This is a genomic window from Kitasatospora aureofaciens (genome assembly GCF_019192735.1).
Classification (GTDB): domain Bacteria; phylum Actinomycetota; class Actinomycetes; order Streptomycetales; family Streptomycetaceae; genus Kitasatospora; species Kitasatospora aureofaciens_A.
This window is the reverse complement of the sequence record NZ_JAHTKP010000081.1, coordinates 1-15197: the sequence shown is the minus strand read 5'-3', so window position 1 is coordinate 15197 and position 15197 is coordinate 1. Positions and strand designations below refer to the sequence as shown.

16 protein-coding genes are annotated in these 15197 nt (G+C 72.5%); 8 read left to right on the top strand and 8 right to left on the bottom strand.

Annotated features, from left to right (window positions below):
- Nucleotides 1-4: 4 nt before the first annotated feature.
- From KV557_RS37575 to KV557_RS37565, 3 genes are all read right to left on the bottom strand, one after another.
- On the bottom strand, nt 5-982 hold the full coding sequence (locus tag KV557_RS37575) for an RNA polymerase subunit sigma-70 (protein WP_218206102.1): 978 nt from the start codon (nt 980-982) through the stop codon (nt 5-7).
- A gap of 44 nt (nt 983-1026) precedes the next feature.
- Nucleotides 1027-1443: a VOC family protein gene (locus tag KV557_RS37570; protein ID WP_218206101.1), complete on the bottom strand. Its 417-nt coding sequence runs from the start codon at nt 1441-1443 to the stop codon at nt 1027-1029.
- A gap of 113 nt (nt 1444-1556) precedes the next feature.
- Nucleotides 1557-2060, bottom strand: a complete 504-nt coding sequence (locus KV557_RS37565; protein WP_218206100.1) for a MarR family winged helix-turn-helix transcriptional regulator — start codon at nt 2058-2060, stop codon at nt 1557-1559.
- Nucleotides 2061-2181: 121 nt separating this feature from the next.
- Between KV557_RS37565 and KV557_RS37560 the strand changes: the two genes are divergently transcribed.
- Entirely contained in the window at nt 2182-3030 is an 849-nt protein-coding gene (locus tag KV557_RS37560) for an SDR family oxidoreductase (RefSeq protein WP_218206099.1), read from the top strand.
- 4 nt (nt 3031-3034) lie between these two features.
- The gene (locus KV557_RS37555; RefSeq protein ID WP_218206098.1) at nt 3035-3451 is read left to right on the top strand and encodes a MarR family winged helix-turn-helix transcriptional regulator; all 417 of its coding nucleotides are present in this window, start codon (nt 3035-3037) and stop codon (nt 3449-3451) included.
- A gap of 96 nt (nt 3452-3547) precedes the next feature.
- Here the strand turns inward: KV557_RS37555 and KV557_RS37550 are convergent, their stop codons facing one another.
- Nucleotides 3548-3814, bottom strand: coding sequence for a hypothetical protein (locus KV557_RS37550; protein ID WP_218206097.1), 267 nt, complete (start codon nt 3812-3814; stop codon nt 3548-3550).
- Between the two features lie 68 nt (nt 3815-3882).
- Here KV557_RS37550 and KV557_RS37545 point away from each other — a divergent pair, with 68 nt between their 5' ends.
- The 5 genes from KV557_RS37545 to KV557_RS37525 all read left to right on the top strand — a co-directional run bounded on the left by KV557_RS37545 (nt 3883) and on the right by KV557_RS37525 (nt 11265).
- A complete protein-coding gene (locus KV557_RS37545; protein ID WP_308130269.1) occupies nt 3883-4434 on the top strand; it encodes a hypothetical protein in 552 nt (183 codons plus the stop codon).
- A 58-nt stretch (nt 4435-4492) separates the two neighbouring features.
- Nucleotides 4493-4927, top strand: coding sequence for a hypothetical protein (locus tag KV557_RS37540; protein ID WP_218206096.1), 435 nt, complete (start codon nt 4493-4495; stop codon nt 4925-4927).
- Between the two features lie 118 nt (nt 4928-5045).
- Nucleotides 5046-8006: an AfsR/SARP family transcriptional regulator gene (locus tag KV557_RS37535; RefSeq protein ID WP_256178536.1), complete on the top strand. Its 2961-nt coding sequence runs from the start codon at nt 5046-5048 to the stop codon at nt 8004-8006.
- 245 nt (nt 8007-8251) lie between these two features.
- Nucleotides 8252-8662, top strand: coding sequence for a VOC family protein (locus KV557_RS37530; RefSeq protein WP_218206094.1), 411 nt, complete (start codon nt 8252-8254; stop codon nt 8660-8662).
- A gap of 206 nt (nt 8663-8868) precedes the next feature.
- On the top strand, nt 8869-11265 hold the full coding sequence (locus KV557_RS37525; protein ID WP_218206093.1) for an ATP-binding cassette domain-containing protein: 2397 nt from the start codon (nt 8869-8871) through the stop codon (nt 11263-11265).
- 402 nt (nt 11266-11667) lie between these two features.
- Here the strand turns inward: KV557_RS37525 and KV557_RS37520 are convergent, their stop codons facing one another.
- On the bottom strand, nt 11668-12144 hold the full coding sequence (locus KV557_RS37520) for an SsgA family sporulation/cell division regulator (protein ID WP_218206092.1): 477 nt from the start codon (nt 12142-12144) through the stop codon (nt 11668-11670).
- A gap of 301 nt (nt 12145-12445) precedes the next feature.
- Between KV557_RS37520 and KV557_RS37515 the strand changes: the two genes are divergently transcribed.
- The gene (locus tag KV557_RS37515; RefSeq protein ID WP_218206091.1) at nt 12446-13507 is read left to right on the top strand and encodes a hypothetical protein; all 1062 of its coding nucleotides are present in this window, start codon (nt 12446-12448) and stop codon (nt 13505-13507) included.
- Nucleotides 13508-13730: 223 nt separating this feature from the next.
- Here the strand turns inward: KV557_RS37515 and KV557_RS37510 are convergent, their stop codons facing one another.
- From KV557_RS37510 to KV557_RS37500, 3 genes are all read right to left on the bottom strand, one after another.
- On the bottom strand, nt 13731-13973 hold the full coding sequence (locus KV557_RS37510; RefSeq protein ID WP_218206090.1) for a hypothetical protein: 243 nt from the start codon (nt 13971-13973) through the stop codon (nt 13731-13733).
- Between the two features lie 69 nt (nt 13974-14042).
- Entirely contained in the window at nt 14043-14654 is a 612-nt protein-coding gene (locus KV557_RS37505) for an NIPSNAP family protein (protein ID WP_308130268.1), read from the bottom strand.
- Entirely contained in the window at nt 14651-14806 is a 156-nt protein-coding gene (locus tag KV557_RS37500; RefSeq protein ID WP_218206089.1) for a hypothetical protein, read from the bottom strand. Before KV557_RS37500 ends, KV557_RS37505 begins: the two co-directional genes overlap by 4 nt.
- Nucleotides 14807-15197: the final 391 nt, after the last annotated feature.

Sequence of the window (15197 nt, the reverse complement as noted above, 5' to 3'; positions counted from 1 at the left end):
GCGTTCACAGCTCCGTGGGCAGGCCGAAGGCCGGGAACAGGTGCGGGCCGAAGACGGTGATCTCCTGGATCCGTCCCCGCTCCACCCGCAGCACGTCGAACTTGAACGCCCGGAACCGGGTGTCGCCCGGCGCGCGGAGGTAACTCGCCACGGTGGGAAGGCGGTTGGCGGCGGTCGGCAGCAGGCGCCACTCGCCCATGGCCGGGGTGTCGAAGGCCCGCTCCAACAGGGGCACCAGCGCGTCGATCCCGTCGTAGCGGGACGGGTAGGGCGGCATGGTGACGTGGATCGTCTCCGCCGAGATGGCGATCGCCGCGGCCGCGTCGCAGCGCTCGTGGGCTTCGATGAAGCGGGCGAGCACGTCGCGCTCCTCCGCGCTCAGCTCCCGGCCCGTCCACTCGTCGCGGCGGGCCGGCAGGCACTCCTGCATGGTGGCGCGGGCGCGCTGGAGCGCGCTGTTGGTGGCCGCGACGCTGGTCTCCAGCAGGGCGGCGGTCTCCTTCGCCGGCCAGCCGAGCACGTCGCGCGCGACGAACGCGGCGCGCTGGCGGCCGGGCAGCGCCTGCAGGGCGGCGACGAAGGCGAGTTCGATCGTCTCCCGGCCGACCGCCGCCGCGTCGGGCTCGTCCCGGGGCGGTGCGGCTTCGTCGAGGAGACGGTCCGGGTACGGCTGCAGCCAGGACACCTCCGGGGAGGCGGCCGCCCGCTGGGGGCGGCGCGCCCGGCTCCGGTGCAGGTCGAGGCAGATGTTGGTCGCGATCCGGTAGAGCCAGGCGCGCGCCAGCGGCCCGCCGTCGAACTCGCGCCGCCCCCGCCAGGCCCGCAGCAGGGTCTCCTGCACCGCGTCCTCGGCCTCGTCGTAGGAGGCGAGCATGCGGTAGCAGTGGACGTGCAGCTCCCGGCGGTGCCGTTCGGCGAGCCGGGTGAAGGCCTCCTCGTCCAACTCGCCGAGCTTTTCCGCGCTGCCTGCCGTGCGGCCCATGGCTCGTCCCCGATCCTCGGTGTTACGTCCCAGGTGCTCCTTGATCATCCCGCCTTGGCCGGGCGCTTGACCTCCTGGACGAGCCAGCCGTTGCCGTCCGGGTCGGCGAAGGAGAAGAAGGAGCCGTAGCTGCGCCGCTCCGGGTCGAGGCCGGGCGTCTGCTGCCCGTCCGGGAAGTGGAAGAAGTTGCTGACCTCCGCCCCGCGCCCGACCAGCTCGGCGCGGGCCGCCTTGATGTCGGGCACCGCCAGGTGCAGGCCCTCCAGCGTGCCCGCCGACTCCTCCTTCAGCATGAGGGCGATCGCGCACGCGGAGCCGCGCGGGGTGAGCTGGACGACCCGGAACCGGCCGCCCGGGTTGACGTCCACGAGGAGTTCGAAGCCGGCCTGGTCGAGGTAGAAGCGCTTGGCGCGGTCGATGTCCGCGGTGGGGACGACGATGAGTTCGAGGGTCCAGTCCATGGCGATGTCTCCTTGTCGGTGATCGTTTTGCCGGCGATCGTTCCGTGTCTCGATCGTTCTGCGCCGGCCCGTCGTGGCCGGCTGCAAGGTGAAACGTCGCCCGCCGCGAAAACTCATCGGTCGCGCGACGAGTCCCCCGGATCGCGCTCGCCGAGGCGGTCGAGGGAGTCGACGTACTTGAGCATCAGGCGGGCGAACTCCAGTCGGTCGCGCTCGTCCCAGTCTGCGGTGATGTAGTCGTAGGCGTCGCGCTGGTGGCGGCGGAGGCGGGCCATGAGCTCGGCGCCCTGCGGGCTGAGGTGGAGGACCGTCCGGCGGCCGTCCTGCTGGGAGGCGGCGCGGGTGAGGTAGCCGGCGTTGATGTTGTCGCCGACCATGCGGCTGGCGACGGACGGGTCCACGCCGAGGAGTTCGGCCACCGCGCCGACGGTGATCTCCTGCGCGGAGTCCCGGGTGTGCTGCTGGACGAGGTTCAGGACCAGGGTGCGGCTGAGGTCCTTGGCCGAGATGGGGTTCTCGACCTCCAGCAGCGAGGTGCGGCGCAGCTTGGAGAACGCCGGGCCCACGGCGTTCAGCAGGTCCTCGGCCGTGCGGTGCTCGGGTTCGTTCGTCGTCATGTCGCCCATCGTAAGGTCCGTGAGCTCGGGCAGGCATGTGTTGACTCTCAATTACATGCATGACAGCATGCATGTGTGCTGCAGCAAGGAGCTGCGGTCGCATATCGAACTGGGGGGACCCATGACCATCCTCATCACCGGCGCCCGCGGCAAGGTCGGACAGGCCGTCCTCGACCGCCTGCACGCCGCCGGCCTGCCCGTCCGCGCCGCCAGCGCCAAGCCGGCCGAGCTGACCGTCCCGGCCGGCATCGAGGCCGTCGAGCTGGTCCTCGACCGGCCCGGCACCTTCGCGGCCGCCCTCGACGGCGTGCGGAAGGTCTTCCTCTACCCCGAGCCCGCCGGCATCGCCGCCTTCGTCGAGGCCGCTCGTGCCGCCGGCGTCGAGCACGTCGTCCTGCTGTCGTCGGCGTCGGTGCTCGCCCCCGACGCCGCGACCGACCCGCTTGCCTCGCACAGCCTCCGGGTCGAGCAGGCCCTCACCGCGAGCGGCCTGTCCTGCACCTTCCTGCGCCCGGACGCGTTCGCCAGCAACGCCTTCGCCTGGGCACACCCGATCGCCCACGGCCTGCCGGTCCAACTCGCCTACCCCGCCGCGCACATCGCGCCGATCCACCCCGAGGACATCGCCGACGTCGCCGTCGAGGCGCTGACCGGTACGAGCCTTGCCGGCCGCGCCGTCACCCTCACCGGCGCCCGGTCGATGACCTTCCGCGAGCAGCTCGCCACTCTGGCGGACGTCCTCGGCCACGATGTCACCGTCGAGACCATCACGCCGGCCGAGGCCGAGCAGCAGATGAGCCGCTTCATGCCCGCCCCGATGGTCGGCTCCCTGCTCGCGCTGTGGGCCGCCGCCTGCGCCGGGCCCGCCGTCATCGGCGACACCACCGAGACCCTGCTCGGCACGCCCGCCCGGAGCTTCCGGCAGTGGGCCGTCGAGAACTCCGCCGCGTTCACGCTCCCGAAGGAGTGACACCGTGAAGCCCATCGGCTACTGGCTCAACCGCACCGACAAGGCCCTGACCGCCTATATGAACGGCATGCTGGCCGAGTTCGGCCTCACCCGTGTCGCGTGGCAGGTCCTCAACGTCATCCGCGACACCCCGGAGGCCACCGACGCGGACGTCCGCACCGCCCTCGCCGCCAACGCGGACGGCCCTGCGTTGGGCGCCGCCATCGACACCGTCCTGCACACTGGTTTCGGCGACGCCTGGGCGACCCGCCCGGCCCCCGGCCGCCTCGATCTCACCCCGTCCGGCCGTGAACGCCTGACCGCCGTCGAGACCCGGATCGATGCGTTCCGCGAACTCTCGACGGCCGGCATCACGATGGACGAGTACCGGACGGCCGTCAGCGTCCTGGAGCGGATGACGCACAACCTCGAAACCCGCTGACCACACCTTTTCGGGTGAGGTGGGGCATTGGCCGTACTGACAGGACCGTTCCGGGTCGGGAGGGCCGGTCGCGCACCGTCCCGGCCGTCGGCGGCCTCAGCGGAGCCTCAGGGCCCGCTCGCAGTCCGGGCATCGCCGGTCGTGGAGCGCGGGCGGGTACCACGGCTCGCCCGGCCGGGCGGGGGTGTAGTGCGCGTGCTCCATCGGAGTGGTGTCCCGGCCGCACAGCGTCCACGCCTGTGGGTCCTCCGGCGCGTCCGGGTCGGCTCCGGCGGCGTGGACGAGGAGCACGGCGGGCCCGACGCCCTCGGCGCCGAGGGCCTGGTCGGGCTCCATCTCCAGCAGGACGACGATCGTGGCCATACCCCGACCCTGCGCCACGACCGTCCCGACCGCACCTGGGAGCGGCCGCTCTCGTGCGGTGATCATTCATGGGGGATGACAGATCATCGGGCGTGATCCTGGTCCAGGGCCGGACCCGGCTCTGGGTGGCCGACGGTGCGGTGCACTGGCAGCGGGGGCGGGAGCTGACCGTCGTCCTCCTTCTCCGGCACTGTGACTGCGTGTCGGTTCTCTGCGGCATGATGCAGGCCATGAAGACCGAGATACTCATCGACGTTTGGCGCCGCCTCCTCGCCGACCCGGACAAGTCGTGGGTGCTGTTCCAACACGGCACGTGCGTCGTGCTGACCGCCCCCGAGGGTGACCTCGCCGACCAGGCCACCGGGATCCTCGGAGAGTTCGGCCCGGTTCACGCGGGTTCCCCGGCCGGGGACTTCGGCGTGATCGATCTCCAGGACGCCGACGGATGGGTGGTGACCGGCCACCACAACGACGTCCTGACGTACGTCGCGCCCGACGAGGTCCACGACCCGTCGGAGATCGCCGTCGGCCTGAGCGGACGGTCGAAGCGCCACCAGGACGGCACCGACCTGCACGTCGTCCACGTCGAGGACAACCGCGCCTCCGAGAGCTCCGCGTAGCCGCCGCCGCAACGGAATTCGCTTGCGGCCGGCTCACGGGCCGTGCCGATACTTCGGCATGTCCCGAATCGCACAAGTCATCGTCCTGGCCCCGTACGCGGACGAGGTGATGGCACCGCTGACCCTGCCGGACGACTCCCGAACCTGGTGCGGCGAGTTCGAGCAGCTCAGCACCTTCGTCGAGGCGTGGGTGATCGAGTTCAATCGGATGCGCCCGAGGACCGGACTGCTCCGGCACCTGGAGTCCCTGCCGTGGCCGCACCCGGAGAGTGTGCAGGTGCTGATCCACGACGAGGAGGACGACTGCTTCGGCCTGTGGATGATGCAGGACAGCAAGCTGACAGAGCTCCGCGTCCCCGGCCACACCCGCCTCCACCCGCCGGCACCGCCCACCGACGAGTTCCCGCCCAGCCCGGGCCTGCTGTGGCGCACGGACACACCCACGCCCACCGGCTTCTCGCCGGAGCGCCAGGACCCGCGCCCGGCCTGGTAGGGGAATTGTCGGCGGGGTCTGATCTACTGTCCGCCGACGAACCATGATCACGTTGGTCGGTCAACTGTCGTAAGGGGGGCGGTGGGGTGGTGAGCGTTGGGAGCTGAAGCCAGTGGGGATGACGTTCGGGGTGCTGGGGCCGCTGGTGGTCGCCGTGGACTCCGTGCCGCAGGCGTTGCCGCGGGCTGCGGTGGTGCGAGGGCTGCTCGGGGCGTTGCTGCTCGCCGAGGGTGACCGGCTCTCCGCTGCGCGGCTGTTGGAGCTGGTGTGGGCCGGGCAGGCGGATCGGGTCGGTCGCGGGGCGGTGCACACCGGGGTGTCGCGGCTGCGCGGGTGGCTCGGGCAGTTCGGGGACGACGCGGTGGCGCTGGAGTCCGACGGGGAGGGCTACCGGCTGGGCGTCGGGCCCGATGCGGTGGACCTCGGACGGTTCCGGAAGCTGGCGGCCGCCGGGGAGCCGGCGGCGGCGCTCGGGCTGCGGCGCGGGCCGGTACTGGCCGGGCTGGACCGGGTGAACCGCGAGGACGCGCTGGTGACGTCCGTCGAGGAGGCCGTCCGGACCACCACGCTGACCCTGGCGAGAACCGCGCCCCGATCCGCCGTCCCCGCCGTCACGGCGCTCGCGGACGAGTACCCGTTCGACGAGCCCGTGCAGGCCGCCCTGCTTGAGCTGCTGGCGGCGGACGGGCGGCCGGCCGAGGCGCTGCGCCGGTTCCAGGCGTTGCGGCAGCGCCTCTCCGAGGAACTGGGGATCGAGCCCGGAGAGCAGGTCCAGCGCGTCTTCCTCGCCCTTCTGGCCCGGGACCACGACACCGGGCCACGCACCCGCACCCCCTCCCAGCTCCCGCCCGACCTCCCGGACTTCACCGGCCGCGAGCAGCCCGTCCAACGAGTCCTGGACGCGCTCGCCGACGGCCGGATGCCGGTGATCGCCGGCATGGGCGGCATCGGCAAGACGGCGCTGGCCGTCCACACCGCCCACCGCGCCGCCGCCGACTACCCGGACGGCCGGCTGTACGCGGACCTGCGCGGGGCCGACGAGTCGCCGGCCGAGCCCGCCCGCGTCCTCGCCGCCTTCCTGCGCGCGCTGGGTGCGGACGCCCGGGAGATCCCGGAGTCGCTCGACGAACGTTCGGCGCTGTACCGCACCCTGCTCGCCGACCGCCGCGTGCTCGTCGTCCTCGACAACGCCGCCGGCGAGCGCCAGCTCGGCCCGCTGCTCCCGGGCACCGCGACGCACGCCCGCTCGGCCACGCACGCCCGCCCGGCCGTCCTCGTCACCAGCCGCACCGCGCTGACCGCCCTGCCCGGCGCCCGGCTCGTCGACCTCGGCGAACTCGACCCGTCCCACGCCGAGATGCTGCTGCGCCGCATCGTCGGCGACCGCCGCGTCTCCGCCGAACCGGTGGCCGCCGGGCAGATCGCCGAGCTGTGCGGCGGCATGCCGCTGGCCGTCCGCATCGCCGGCGCGCGGCTGGCCGCCCGGCCGCGGTGGAGCCTGGCCCGGCTCGCCGACCTGCTGCGCGACGAGCGGCGCCGGCTCGACGAGCTGGAGGCCGGGGACCTCGCCGTGCGGGCCGGCTTCGCCGTCGGCTACGCCCGGCTGCCGGAGCCGACCCGCCACACGTTCCGGCTGCTCGGCCTGCTCGACGCGCCCGACTTCGCGCCGTGGGTCGCGGCGGCGGTGGCCGACCTCCCGGTGGAGGAGGCGGAGCGGCAGCTGGAGGAGCTGATCGACGCCCAACTCCTGCAGGAGACCGGCGCCGAGCCGCACCTGCGCTACCGCTTCCACGACCTCGTCCGCCTGTACGCCCGCGAGCACGCCCGCACCACCGACGGCCCGACCGTACGCGCCGCCGCACTCGAACGGGCCTTCGGCGCCTGGCTCCGGCTCGCCGAGCAGGCCGCCGACCAGGTGCCCGGGCCGTGCCTCGCGCCGATCCACGGCGAGGCACCGCGCCACCCGCTGCCGTCCGGCGTCGCCGCCCGGCTGCTGGACGACCCGATGGCCTGGTTCGAAGCCGAGCAGCCGGCCCTGAACGCGAGCGCCCGGCAGGCGGCGGCGCTGCGCATGGTGCCGGTGGCCTGGGACCTGGCCGCCTGCCAGGAGAAGTACTGCGACGTCCGCGGCCTCTACGACGACTGGCGCACCACCCACGAGACCGTCCTCCGGGCCTGCCGGACGGCCGGCGACGTCCGGGGCGAGGCGGTGCTCACCCGAGGCCTCATCGAGGTGACGACCTGGACGACCCCGGCGGACGGCACCCAGACCATGGTCTCCCTGCACGACCGCGCCCAGCAGCTGCTGGGCCTCTTCGAGCGGGTCGGGGAGCCGCGCGGCGCGGCCGACGCCCTCGTCCTGAGCGCCTGGAGCCTGGTCGCCCAGGGGCGGGGCCGGGAGGCGCTGGACGCAGGCCGGCGGGCCCTGGACCTCGCCACCGCCCACGACCACCCGGGCGGCGAGGCCCGGGCGCACCAGATCATCGCCGTCGCGTACAACGAGACCGACATCGACCGCACCATCCACCACCTGACCGAGACGCTGCGACTCGCACGGCTGATCGGCAACACCCGCTTCGAGGCGACCGCCATCCAGTTCCTGGGCGCCGCCCACGGCCGGGCGGGCCACGTCGAGCGCGGGCGCGACCTGCTCACCCGATCGCTCGCGATGGCCCGCTCCCTCGGCGACCGCTATGTGGAAGCGTTCTCGCTGCTCTACCTGGCCATGCTGTACGCCGCCACCGGGGACGACCGCGCCCGGGAGACGGCCGAGGCGGCCCTGGCCATCGCCCGGCGCTTCGACATGGGCCACCATCTCGCGCAAGCCCTGGGCATCCTGGGCGAGTTGGATCTCGCGGCGGGCGACCACGCCGCGGCCGTCGCGCACCTGGAGGAGTCCGTCCTGGTGTGGCGCGCCCGCGGCTGGCGGTCCTTCCTCGCGGAGGCGCTCCAGGCCCTCGGCCGGGCCTACGCCGCGGCCGGGCTGCCCGACTCCGCCGAGCGCGTGCGGCGGGAGGCCCGTGAGCTGGGCGAGGGTCCCGCGAACGGCGGCGCGGGCGCGCTGACACACGGCGGCTGACGTGCAGGTCGACCCGGAGGCCGACCTGTAAGCCGATCGGTAAGCGATCGGTAAGCCACCCCCACCTAGGTTCGGAGACACACCGCCCGATGGGGCGCGCCGGTCGGGTCCGCGCAGGGGACGGACCCGGCCTGCGGTGTGTCCGAAGGCCGCCGAGAGCGGGCATGCACAGGGCTGGGCGACGCGGCGGGACCGATCAGGATCGGAGAAGCGCAGGCCCAGGAGCCGCGTCTAGCGTTGCGGGCATGGACATCAGCATTCACTGGACCTTCCTCCCGCACCTCGACCCCGAGGTCTCCCTGGCCTTCTACCGCGACCTCCTCGGCTTCGAGGTCCGCAACGACGTCGGCAACGGCCGGATGCGCTGGATCACCGTCGGCCCCGCCGACCAGCCCGGCACGTCCATCGTGCTGGAGCCGCCGGCCATGGACCACGGCGTGACCGAGGACGAGCGCCGCACAGTCACCGAGATGATGGCCAAGGGCACGTACGCCCGCATCACCCTGGCCACCACCGACCTCGACGGCGTCTTCGCCCGGCTGAAGGAGGGCGGCGCCGAGCTCGTCCAGGAGCCGACCGAGCAGCCGTACGGCCTCCGCGACTGCGCCTTCCGCGACCCCGCGGGCAACCTGGTCCGCTTCAACGAGCTCCGCTGAGCCCCCGGGCCTCGCAGCCCCTGGCCTCGCAACCACGGGCCCTCGCAGCCACGCAGCCCTGACCGCCCGCCCCCGCCTGCCCCCGACGGGAACCCGGCGCGCCCTCCCGATGTTGGTGACATCGAGTGTTGGTGAGATCGAGCCGGGAGACCCCGACGGCGACCGCGGGGGCGGGCCCGCCCGACAGAACTGGAGACACGACGACCATGGCCAAGAGGACGGACGCGCACGCGCCTGCACCTGTGCCCACGCCGCACGATGCCGACAGCCACGACCTGATCCGCGTGCACGGCGCACGCGAGAACAACCTCAAGGACATCAGCGTCGACATCCCCAAGCGCCGGCTGACGGTCTTCACCGGCGTCTCCGGCTCGGGCAAGAGCTCGCTGGTGTTCGACACGATCGCCGCCGAGTCGCAACGGCTCATCAACGAGACCTACAGCGCGTTCGTCCAGGGCTTCATGCCCACCCTGGCGCGGCCCGACGTCGACGTCCTCGAAGGGCTGACCACCGCGATCATCGTCGACCAGCAGCGGATGGGCGCCGACCCGCGCTCCACGGTCGGCACCGCCACCGACGCCAACGCGATGCTGCGCATCCTGTTCAGCCGGCTCGGGAAGCCGCACATCGGCTCACCCAAGGCGTACTCCTTCAACGTCCCCTCGATCAGCGGAGCGGGCGCCGTCACGGTCGAGCGCGCCGGGAAGACCGTGAAGGAGCGGCGCAGCTTCTCCATCACCGGCGGCATGTGCCCGCGCTGCGAGGGCCGCGGCGCGGTCACCGACATCGACCTCACCCAGCTCTTCGACGACACCAAGTCGCTCGCCGAGGGCGCGCTCACCATCCCCGGCTACACGCCGGGCGGCTGGAACTACCGGCTCTACAGCGAGTCGGGTTTCTACGACCCGGACAAGCCGATCCGCAAGTACACCAAGAAGGAGCTGCACGACTTCCTGCACCGCGAGCCGGTCAGGATGAAGATCGCGGGCATCAACATGACCTACGAGGGCCTGATCCCGCGGATCCAGAAGTCGTACCTCGCCAAGGACAAGGAGGCGCTGCAGCCGCACATCCGGGCGTTTGTGGACCGGGCGGTGACCTTCACCGTCTGTCCCGACTGCGAGGGCACCCGGCTCAGCGCGGCGGCCCGGTCGTCGAAGATCGGCCGGATCAGCATCGCCGACGCCTGCGCCATGCAGATCAGCGACCTGGCCGAGTGGGTCCGCGGACTCGACGAGCCCTCGGTGGCGCCGCTGCTCACCTCGCTCCAGGACACCCTCGACTCGTTCGTCGAGATCGGGCTCGGCTACCTCTCGCTCGACCGGCCGTCCGGCACGCTGTCGGGCGGCGAGGCGCAGCGCGTCAAGATGATCCGCCACCTCGGCTCCTCGCTCACCGACGTCACGTACGTCTTCGACGAGCCCACCATCGGCCTGCACCCCCACGACATCCAGCGGATGAACGACCTGCTGCTGCGGCTGCGGGACAAGGGCAACACGGTGCTCGTCGTGGAGCACAAGCCGGAGGCGATCGCGATCGCCGACCACGTCGTCGACCTCGGCCCGGGCGCCGGTACGGGCGGCGGCACCATCTGCTTCGAGGGCACGGTGGAAGGGCTGCGGGCCGGCGGCACCATCACCGGCCGTCACCTCGACGACCGGGCCTCCGTCAAGGAGACGGTGCGCACGCCCACCGGCGCGCTGGAGATTCGCGGCGCGACCACGCACAACCTGCGTGACGTCGACGTCGACATCCCGCTCGGGGTGCTCGTCGTGGTCACCGGCGTCGCAGGCTCCGGCAAGAGTTCCCTCGTGCACGGCTCGATTCCGAGTGGTGACGGCGTGGTGTCGATCGACCAGGGCGCGATCCGCGGTTCGCGCCGCAGCAACCCGGCCACGTACACCGGGCTGCTCGACCCGATCCGCAAGGCCTTCGCCAAGGCCAACGGTGTAAAGCCGGCGCTGTTCAGCGCCAACTCCGAGGGCGCGTGCCCGACGTGCAACGGCGCCGGCGTCGTCTACACGGACCTCGCGATGATGGCGGGTGTCGCCAGCGTCTGCGAGGACTGCGAGGGCAAGCGCTTCCAGGCGTCGGTGCTGGAGTACCACCTCGGCGGGCGCGACATCAGCGAGGTGCTCGCGATGTCGGTGACGGAGGCCGAGGAGTTCTTCGGCGAGGGCGAGGCCCGCACCCCGGCCGCGCACGCGATCCTCACCCGACTCGCCGACGTCGGGCTCGGCTACCTCAGCCTCGGGCAGCCGCTCACCACGCTCTCCGGCGGCGAGCGGCAGCGGCTCAAGCTGGCCACCCACATGGCCGACAAGGGCGGCGTCTACGTGCTCGACGAGCCGACCACCGGCCTGCACCTCGCCGACGTCGAGCAGCTGCTCGGGCTGCTCGACCGGCTCGTCGACTCCGGCAAGTCGGTCATCGTCGTCGAGCACCACCAGGCGGTCATGGCGCACGCCGACTGGATCATCGACCTCGGCCCGGGCGCCGGGCACGACGGCGGCCGGATCGTCTTCGAGGGCACCCCGGCCGACCTCGTCGCCAAGCGGCCCACCCTCACGGGGGAGCATCTCGCGGCGTACGTGGGGGGCTGACGGCTCCTGCCCGCACGGTGTCGATGGCGGCGCCCGGCCCCGGGGCCGGGCGCCGCCGGGCGCTACGGCGTCCGCAGCGCTGCCAGCCCGCGACCGGCCCTGACCGCGTTGCACGACTACCTCGCCGCGTACCTCGTTTCGGGCCCGAGCCGCGAGACCCTGGACGAACTGCTCGGCCCCGACGAACGCTGGACCAACCCCGCCGCCATGATGGGCCCCGCCCAGTCCGCCGGCCGCACCCCCGAGGCCGCGCAACTGCGCCTGATCGCCGACGACTTGCGCGCACGCTACCAGGCCACCGGGTACCTCACCGGGTGGCCGCCTGTCCGCCCCGGCAGCAGGCCGATCGTCACCAGCAGCACCGTCGGGGCGGGGTCTGTCGTGGGCGATCGCGTCCGTATGTCACACGAGCGGCGGGCCGTCGGCCTCCATCAGGCGCAGGATCAGGTCGTCCACGTCGACGTGGAGCGTCTCGGAGCCGTACGGGACGAGGTGCTCGGTCGCGGTCAGGAACGCGGCGACGAGGCTGGCGGGGGCGCGGAGGACGGCGGTGGTGTCGTCGGCGCTCAGGGCGATGAAGAGAGTGTGCGAGCCGGGGCCGGTGCCGCGGTGGACGGTGACGTCGCCGAGGCCGGACCAGCCGGTGAGGCCGGTGGCGAGGAGTTCGCGGGCGAAGATCCAGGTGATCGGCTCGTCGAGGTCCACGTGGGTGTCGAGGCAGATGGCGTACGGGTCCTCGGGGCGGTACCGCAGGCGGGCGGGCACGGAGACGAGCAGGCCGGGGCAGGCGACCGCCTCCAGGTCGATGTACAGCACCAACTCCTCGTCGGCGCAGGCGTCTTCCTGTGGGGCGCCGGGCATCTCGTGCGGTTCGTTCATTCCTCATCCTCGGGTGGTGTGGTGCGGCGGGGCGGGGTGGTCGGGTGCTGCAGAATCGTTTTTTCGGCGGCCGGGGCGGGGCCCGGACCGGGTTCGGACAGGGTTCGGCGGTGAGGACTTCCGGCTGGAGAACGAGCCGGCCCGCCCCTGGTAACCGTCCCCGGCGATATTCGGGCGGCGATATTCGGGCGGCGAAGCGGCGGCCCGGATTGCGGTTCGGTCTCCGTTGGACGAGGTCTGTGCGCGACCCGTGCAGTAGTGCCACAGTGTCCCCGACGTCATTTCAGCTCGGGGGGTATGCATGACAACGGGGGACGGCTCGAACCTCGTCGCGATGGTGGTCCAGGCGCTGGTGCAGGCCGCGTCGCACACGGTCGGGGCGGCCGGCGCCGCGCTGGGGAGCGAGGCGGTCGCGCGCGTGCAGGAGGGCCTGCGGCAGGCGCCGCACTGGGCGCAGGCTGCCGACCAGGTGGACGCGACCCCGGGCGACCCGCAGGCCCAGCAGAACCTGACCCGGGCGGTCGGCGAACTGCTCGGCTGGGACCCCGGCTTGGCCGCCAACCTCCGGGCCCGGCTGTCCGTGGCCACGACCGAGCCACCGCCGCCCGCGGGGGCACCGGTGACGATGCTCGGGGGCGGTCATTGGACGTCCGGGCAGACCGCGATGGGCGCGAACAACACCGTCGCAGGCGGCGACATCAGGACCACCCGCCGGCGCGGCAACGTGGGGGTGCTGATCGCCGTTCTCGTCGTGGCCGCCGCCCTCATCGCGCTCGGGATCCACCTCAACTCCGGCCAGCCCCAGCACCTCGGCATGCCCGGCGGCCCGCTCGGCGCGGCAGCACCGCTGACCAGCGCGGCCCAGGTCCAGTCCGTTTTGCCCGACCTGCACGCCGTCCCCGCCGGCTGGCGCCAGGACCGGGCGCCCACCGCCGAACCCCCGGGCGACTGCCACGGCGGCTCGAACGCGGCGGAGGCGGACCTGTGCGCGCAGACCGTGGCCTCGGGAACCGCCACCTTCCACAACGACACCGGTAACACCCGGGCGCAGTTCAGGATCATCGCCGGCCCCAGCCCCACCTGGGCCGACAAGGCGTACGACCTGCTCCTCGCCTCCTACCAGAAGGACTCCAGCGCCGACCCCGTGGCCGTCCCGGCGGTCGGCGACCGTTCCACCGCCCACAGGAACGACCAGAACACCGACATCCTGGTCAAGTCCGGCAGCACCGTTCTGATGGTGTCCTACCGCCCCCGCTCCTCGGACTCCCACGACGCGGAGAACGCCACCGAACTCGCCCGCATGTTCGCGGCCCGCTCCCAGCAGGCCCAGAACGGCCGGACGCCCAACGCCTCCGTCCAGTAGTTCGCCGAGCAGGCCCAGGTTCAACCGGCGAGATGAGGCAGCACGGGCCGATATCTGTCGGCCCGTGCTGCCTCGCCCTGGACCCGAACGCGCCGGGCACCCGCATCTTCGTCATCGACGACACCTCGTTCGACACCCGCTGACCGCAGCGCCGTTGATGGGCCGGGCCGGCACCTGTGTGGGAGGTGCCGGCCCGGCCTTCAGAGCGGCGGAGGCGACCCGGTCAGGAGCCGTCTTGAGCAGTCGCTTTTGGCGCCGGGAGCTCCTTCGACATCCAGCGTTTCGGTGGCGGGTAGACGTAGCGAGCGATCGTCGTGCTCACCCACCCGATGCAGAAGCCGCCGAAGACGAGCAGCGCCCTGCGCAGTGCCGACTCCCCGCGCAATACCGCTGTCAGACCGAGCACCACCGCCCAGGCCACGCCGAGCCCGCAGCTGTAGACCCAGTAGTTCCGGTACCGGCGCATGCTTCTCCTCGCCCGTGCCCTCAACGGCCTCGCCCCTCAACCTAAGCTGCCGACCCCAAGCCCGCCTGATCAACACCCCTCCACGTGTCTCCGCACCGGTGCGAGGCGCAGCTGCTGCGGTGCGGACTTCAGGTGCACGGAGAGGTCCGGCAGGGGTGCTGTGTCGCCCACGGTGAACCACACCAGGACGTCCTCGCCCGTCCGCACGGGCAGGGCGGGGAAGGTGTTCTCCGCGTGCTCGGTGCGGTGAACCGCCAGTGCCGGTGTCGCGGCGGCCAGCTCCGGGCGCAGATGCTGCTCGAAGTGGTCGGCGAAGGCGGCGGCGTCCAGGGGATGGCAGACGGTCGCGACGACCGGCCCGGCGCCGTCCGGGGCGGTGAAGCCCGGACCGCGCAGCAGGAGGACGTCGTCCGAGTCCAGCATGGTCGCGTTGGCCGCCTCGCGGTGGGCCTGCCAGACGGGGCCGTAGTAGAAGGCCTGGAGCGCTCGCGCCCGCTCCGCCATGTCCGGGAAGCTGCGCAGCCAGACGAAGCGGTCCGGGTCGTCCAGGTCCCGGAACCGGCCGCCGACGGTGATGCCCGCGGTCTCCTGCCCGGTCACGAACTCCCGCTCGAAGAGCTCGATCAGGGTGTCGCGGGCGCCCGGACGGAGGGTGTACTGGCGGAGTTCGACGATGGTCACGAGGCGTCCCCCGACCGGGCCCGGCTGGGCTCCATGACCCGGTTGAGCTCCCAGCCGGGGAACCGTTCACCGTTGTCACCGCCGACCGGAAGCCCGGTCAGCCGGCGGTCGGTCAGGTCCCAGGAGCTGTGGAGAAAGTCGAAGTTGTTCATGGCCCGGAGGCTAGAGCCGGTCCACTGTCACCTCCTGTCAGTGGATTTGTGTCAGGCGGGCCCTACCGTCCCGGCGCGCGCCGCGGGGTCGTCAGGCCCTCACGGCCGCACCTTCCACGTGCCTTCGGCGAACTCGGCGGTCTTGGCGGTCTTGGCGGATTCTTGACCCGGTTCCCCGGGGCCCTTCCTCGGGCCCAGTGCCCTCGCATCCGATGGCGTCCCGTGGAGTGGTGTAGCAAGGATCTTGGAGTAACCCCTGGTCATGGGAGAGCCATCGCGCAACTCTCTGAGTAGAACGGCGAGTTCACCAGGGGGTGCGCGATGGCCTTGTCCCAGTCTGACTTACTCCGCCTCATGGAGTCACTGCGTACGGCCGACGGAATTGAGTTGA

Bases quoted from the DNA above. Each gene is read 5' to 3' on its own strand.
- KV557_RS37575 (WP_218206102.1), bottom strand. From the start codon at position 982: ATGGGCCGCACGGCAGGCAGCGCGGAAAAGCTCGGCGAGTTGGACGAG.
- KV557_RS37570 (WP_218206101.1), bottom strand. From the start codon at position 1,443: ATGGACTGGACCCTCGAACTCATCGTCGTCCCCACCGCGGACATCGAC.
- KV557_RS37565 (WP_218206100.1), bottom strand. From the start codon at position 2,060: ATGACGACGAACGAACCCGAGCACCGCACGGCCGAGGACCTGCTGAAC.
- KV557_RS37560 (WP_218206099.1), top strand. From the start codon at position 2,182: ATGACCATCCTCATCACCGGCGCCCGCGGCAAGGTCGGACAGGCCGTC.
- KV557_RS37550 (WP_218206097.1), bottom strand. From the start codon at position 3,814: ATGGCCACGATCGTCGTCCTGCTGGAGATGGAGCCCGACCAGGCCCTC.
- KV557_RS37545 (WP_308130269.1), top strand. From the start codon at position 3,883: ATGGGGGATGACAGATCATCGGGCGTGATCCTGGTCCAGGGCCGGACC.
- KV557_RS37540 (WP_218206096.1), top strand. From the start codon at position 4,493: ATGTCCCGAATCGCACAAGTCATCGTCCTGGCCCCGTACGCGGACGAG.
- KV557_RS37535 (WP_256178536.1), top strand. From the start codon at position 5,046: ATGACGTTCGGGGTGCTGGGGCCGCTGGTGGTCGCCGTGGACTCCGTG.
- KV557_RS37530 (WP_218206094.1), top strand. From the start codon at position 8,252: ATGGACATCAGCATTCACTGGACCTTCCTCCCGCACCTCGACCCCGAG.
- KV557_RS37525 (WP_218206093.1), top strand. From the start codon at position 8,869: ATGGCCAAGAGGACGGACGCGCACGCGCCTGCACCTGTGCCCACGCCG.
- KV557_RS37520 (WP_218206092.1), bottom strand. From the start codon at position 12,144: ATGAACGAACCGCACGAGATGCCCGGCGCCCCACAGGAAGACGCCTGC.
- KV557_RS37515 (WP_218206091.1), top strand. From the start codon at position 12,446: ATGACAACGGGGGACGGCTCGAACCTCGTCGCGATGGTGGTCCAGGCG.
- KV557_RS37510 (WP_218206090.1), bottom strand. From the start codon at position 13,973: ATGCGCCGGTACCGGAACTACTGGGTCTACAGCTGCGGGCTCGGCGTG.
- KV557_RS37500 (WP_218206089.1), bottom strand. From the start codon at position 14,806: ATGAACAACTTCGACTTTCTCCACAGCTCCTGGGACCTGACCGACCGC.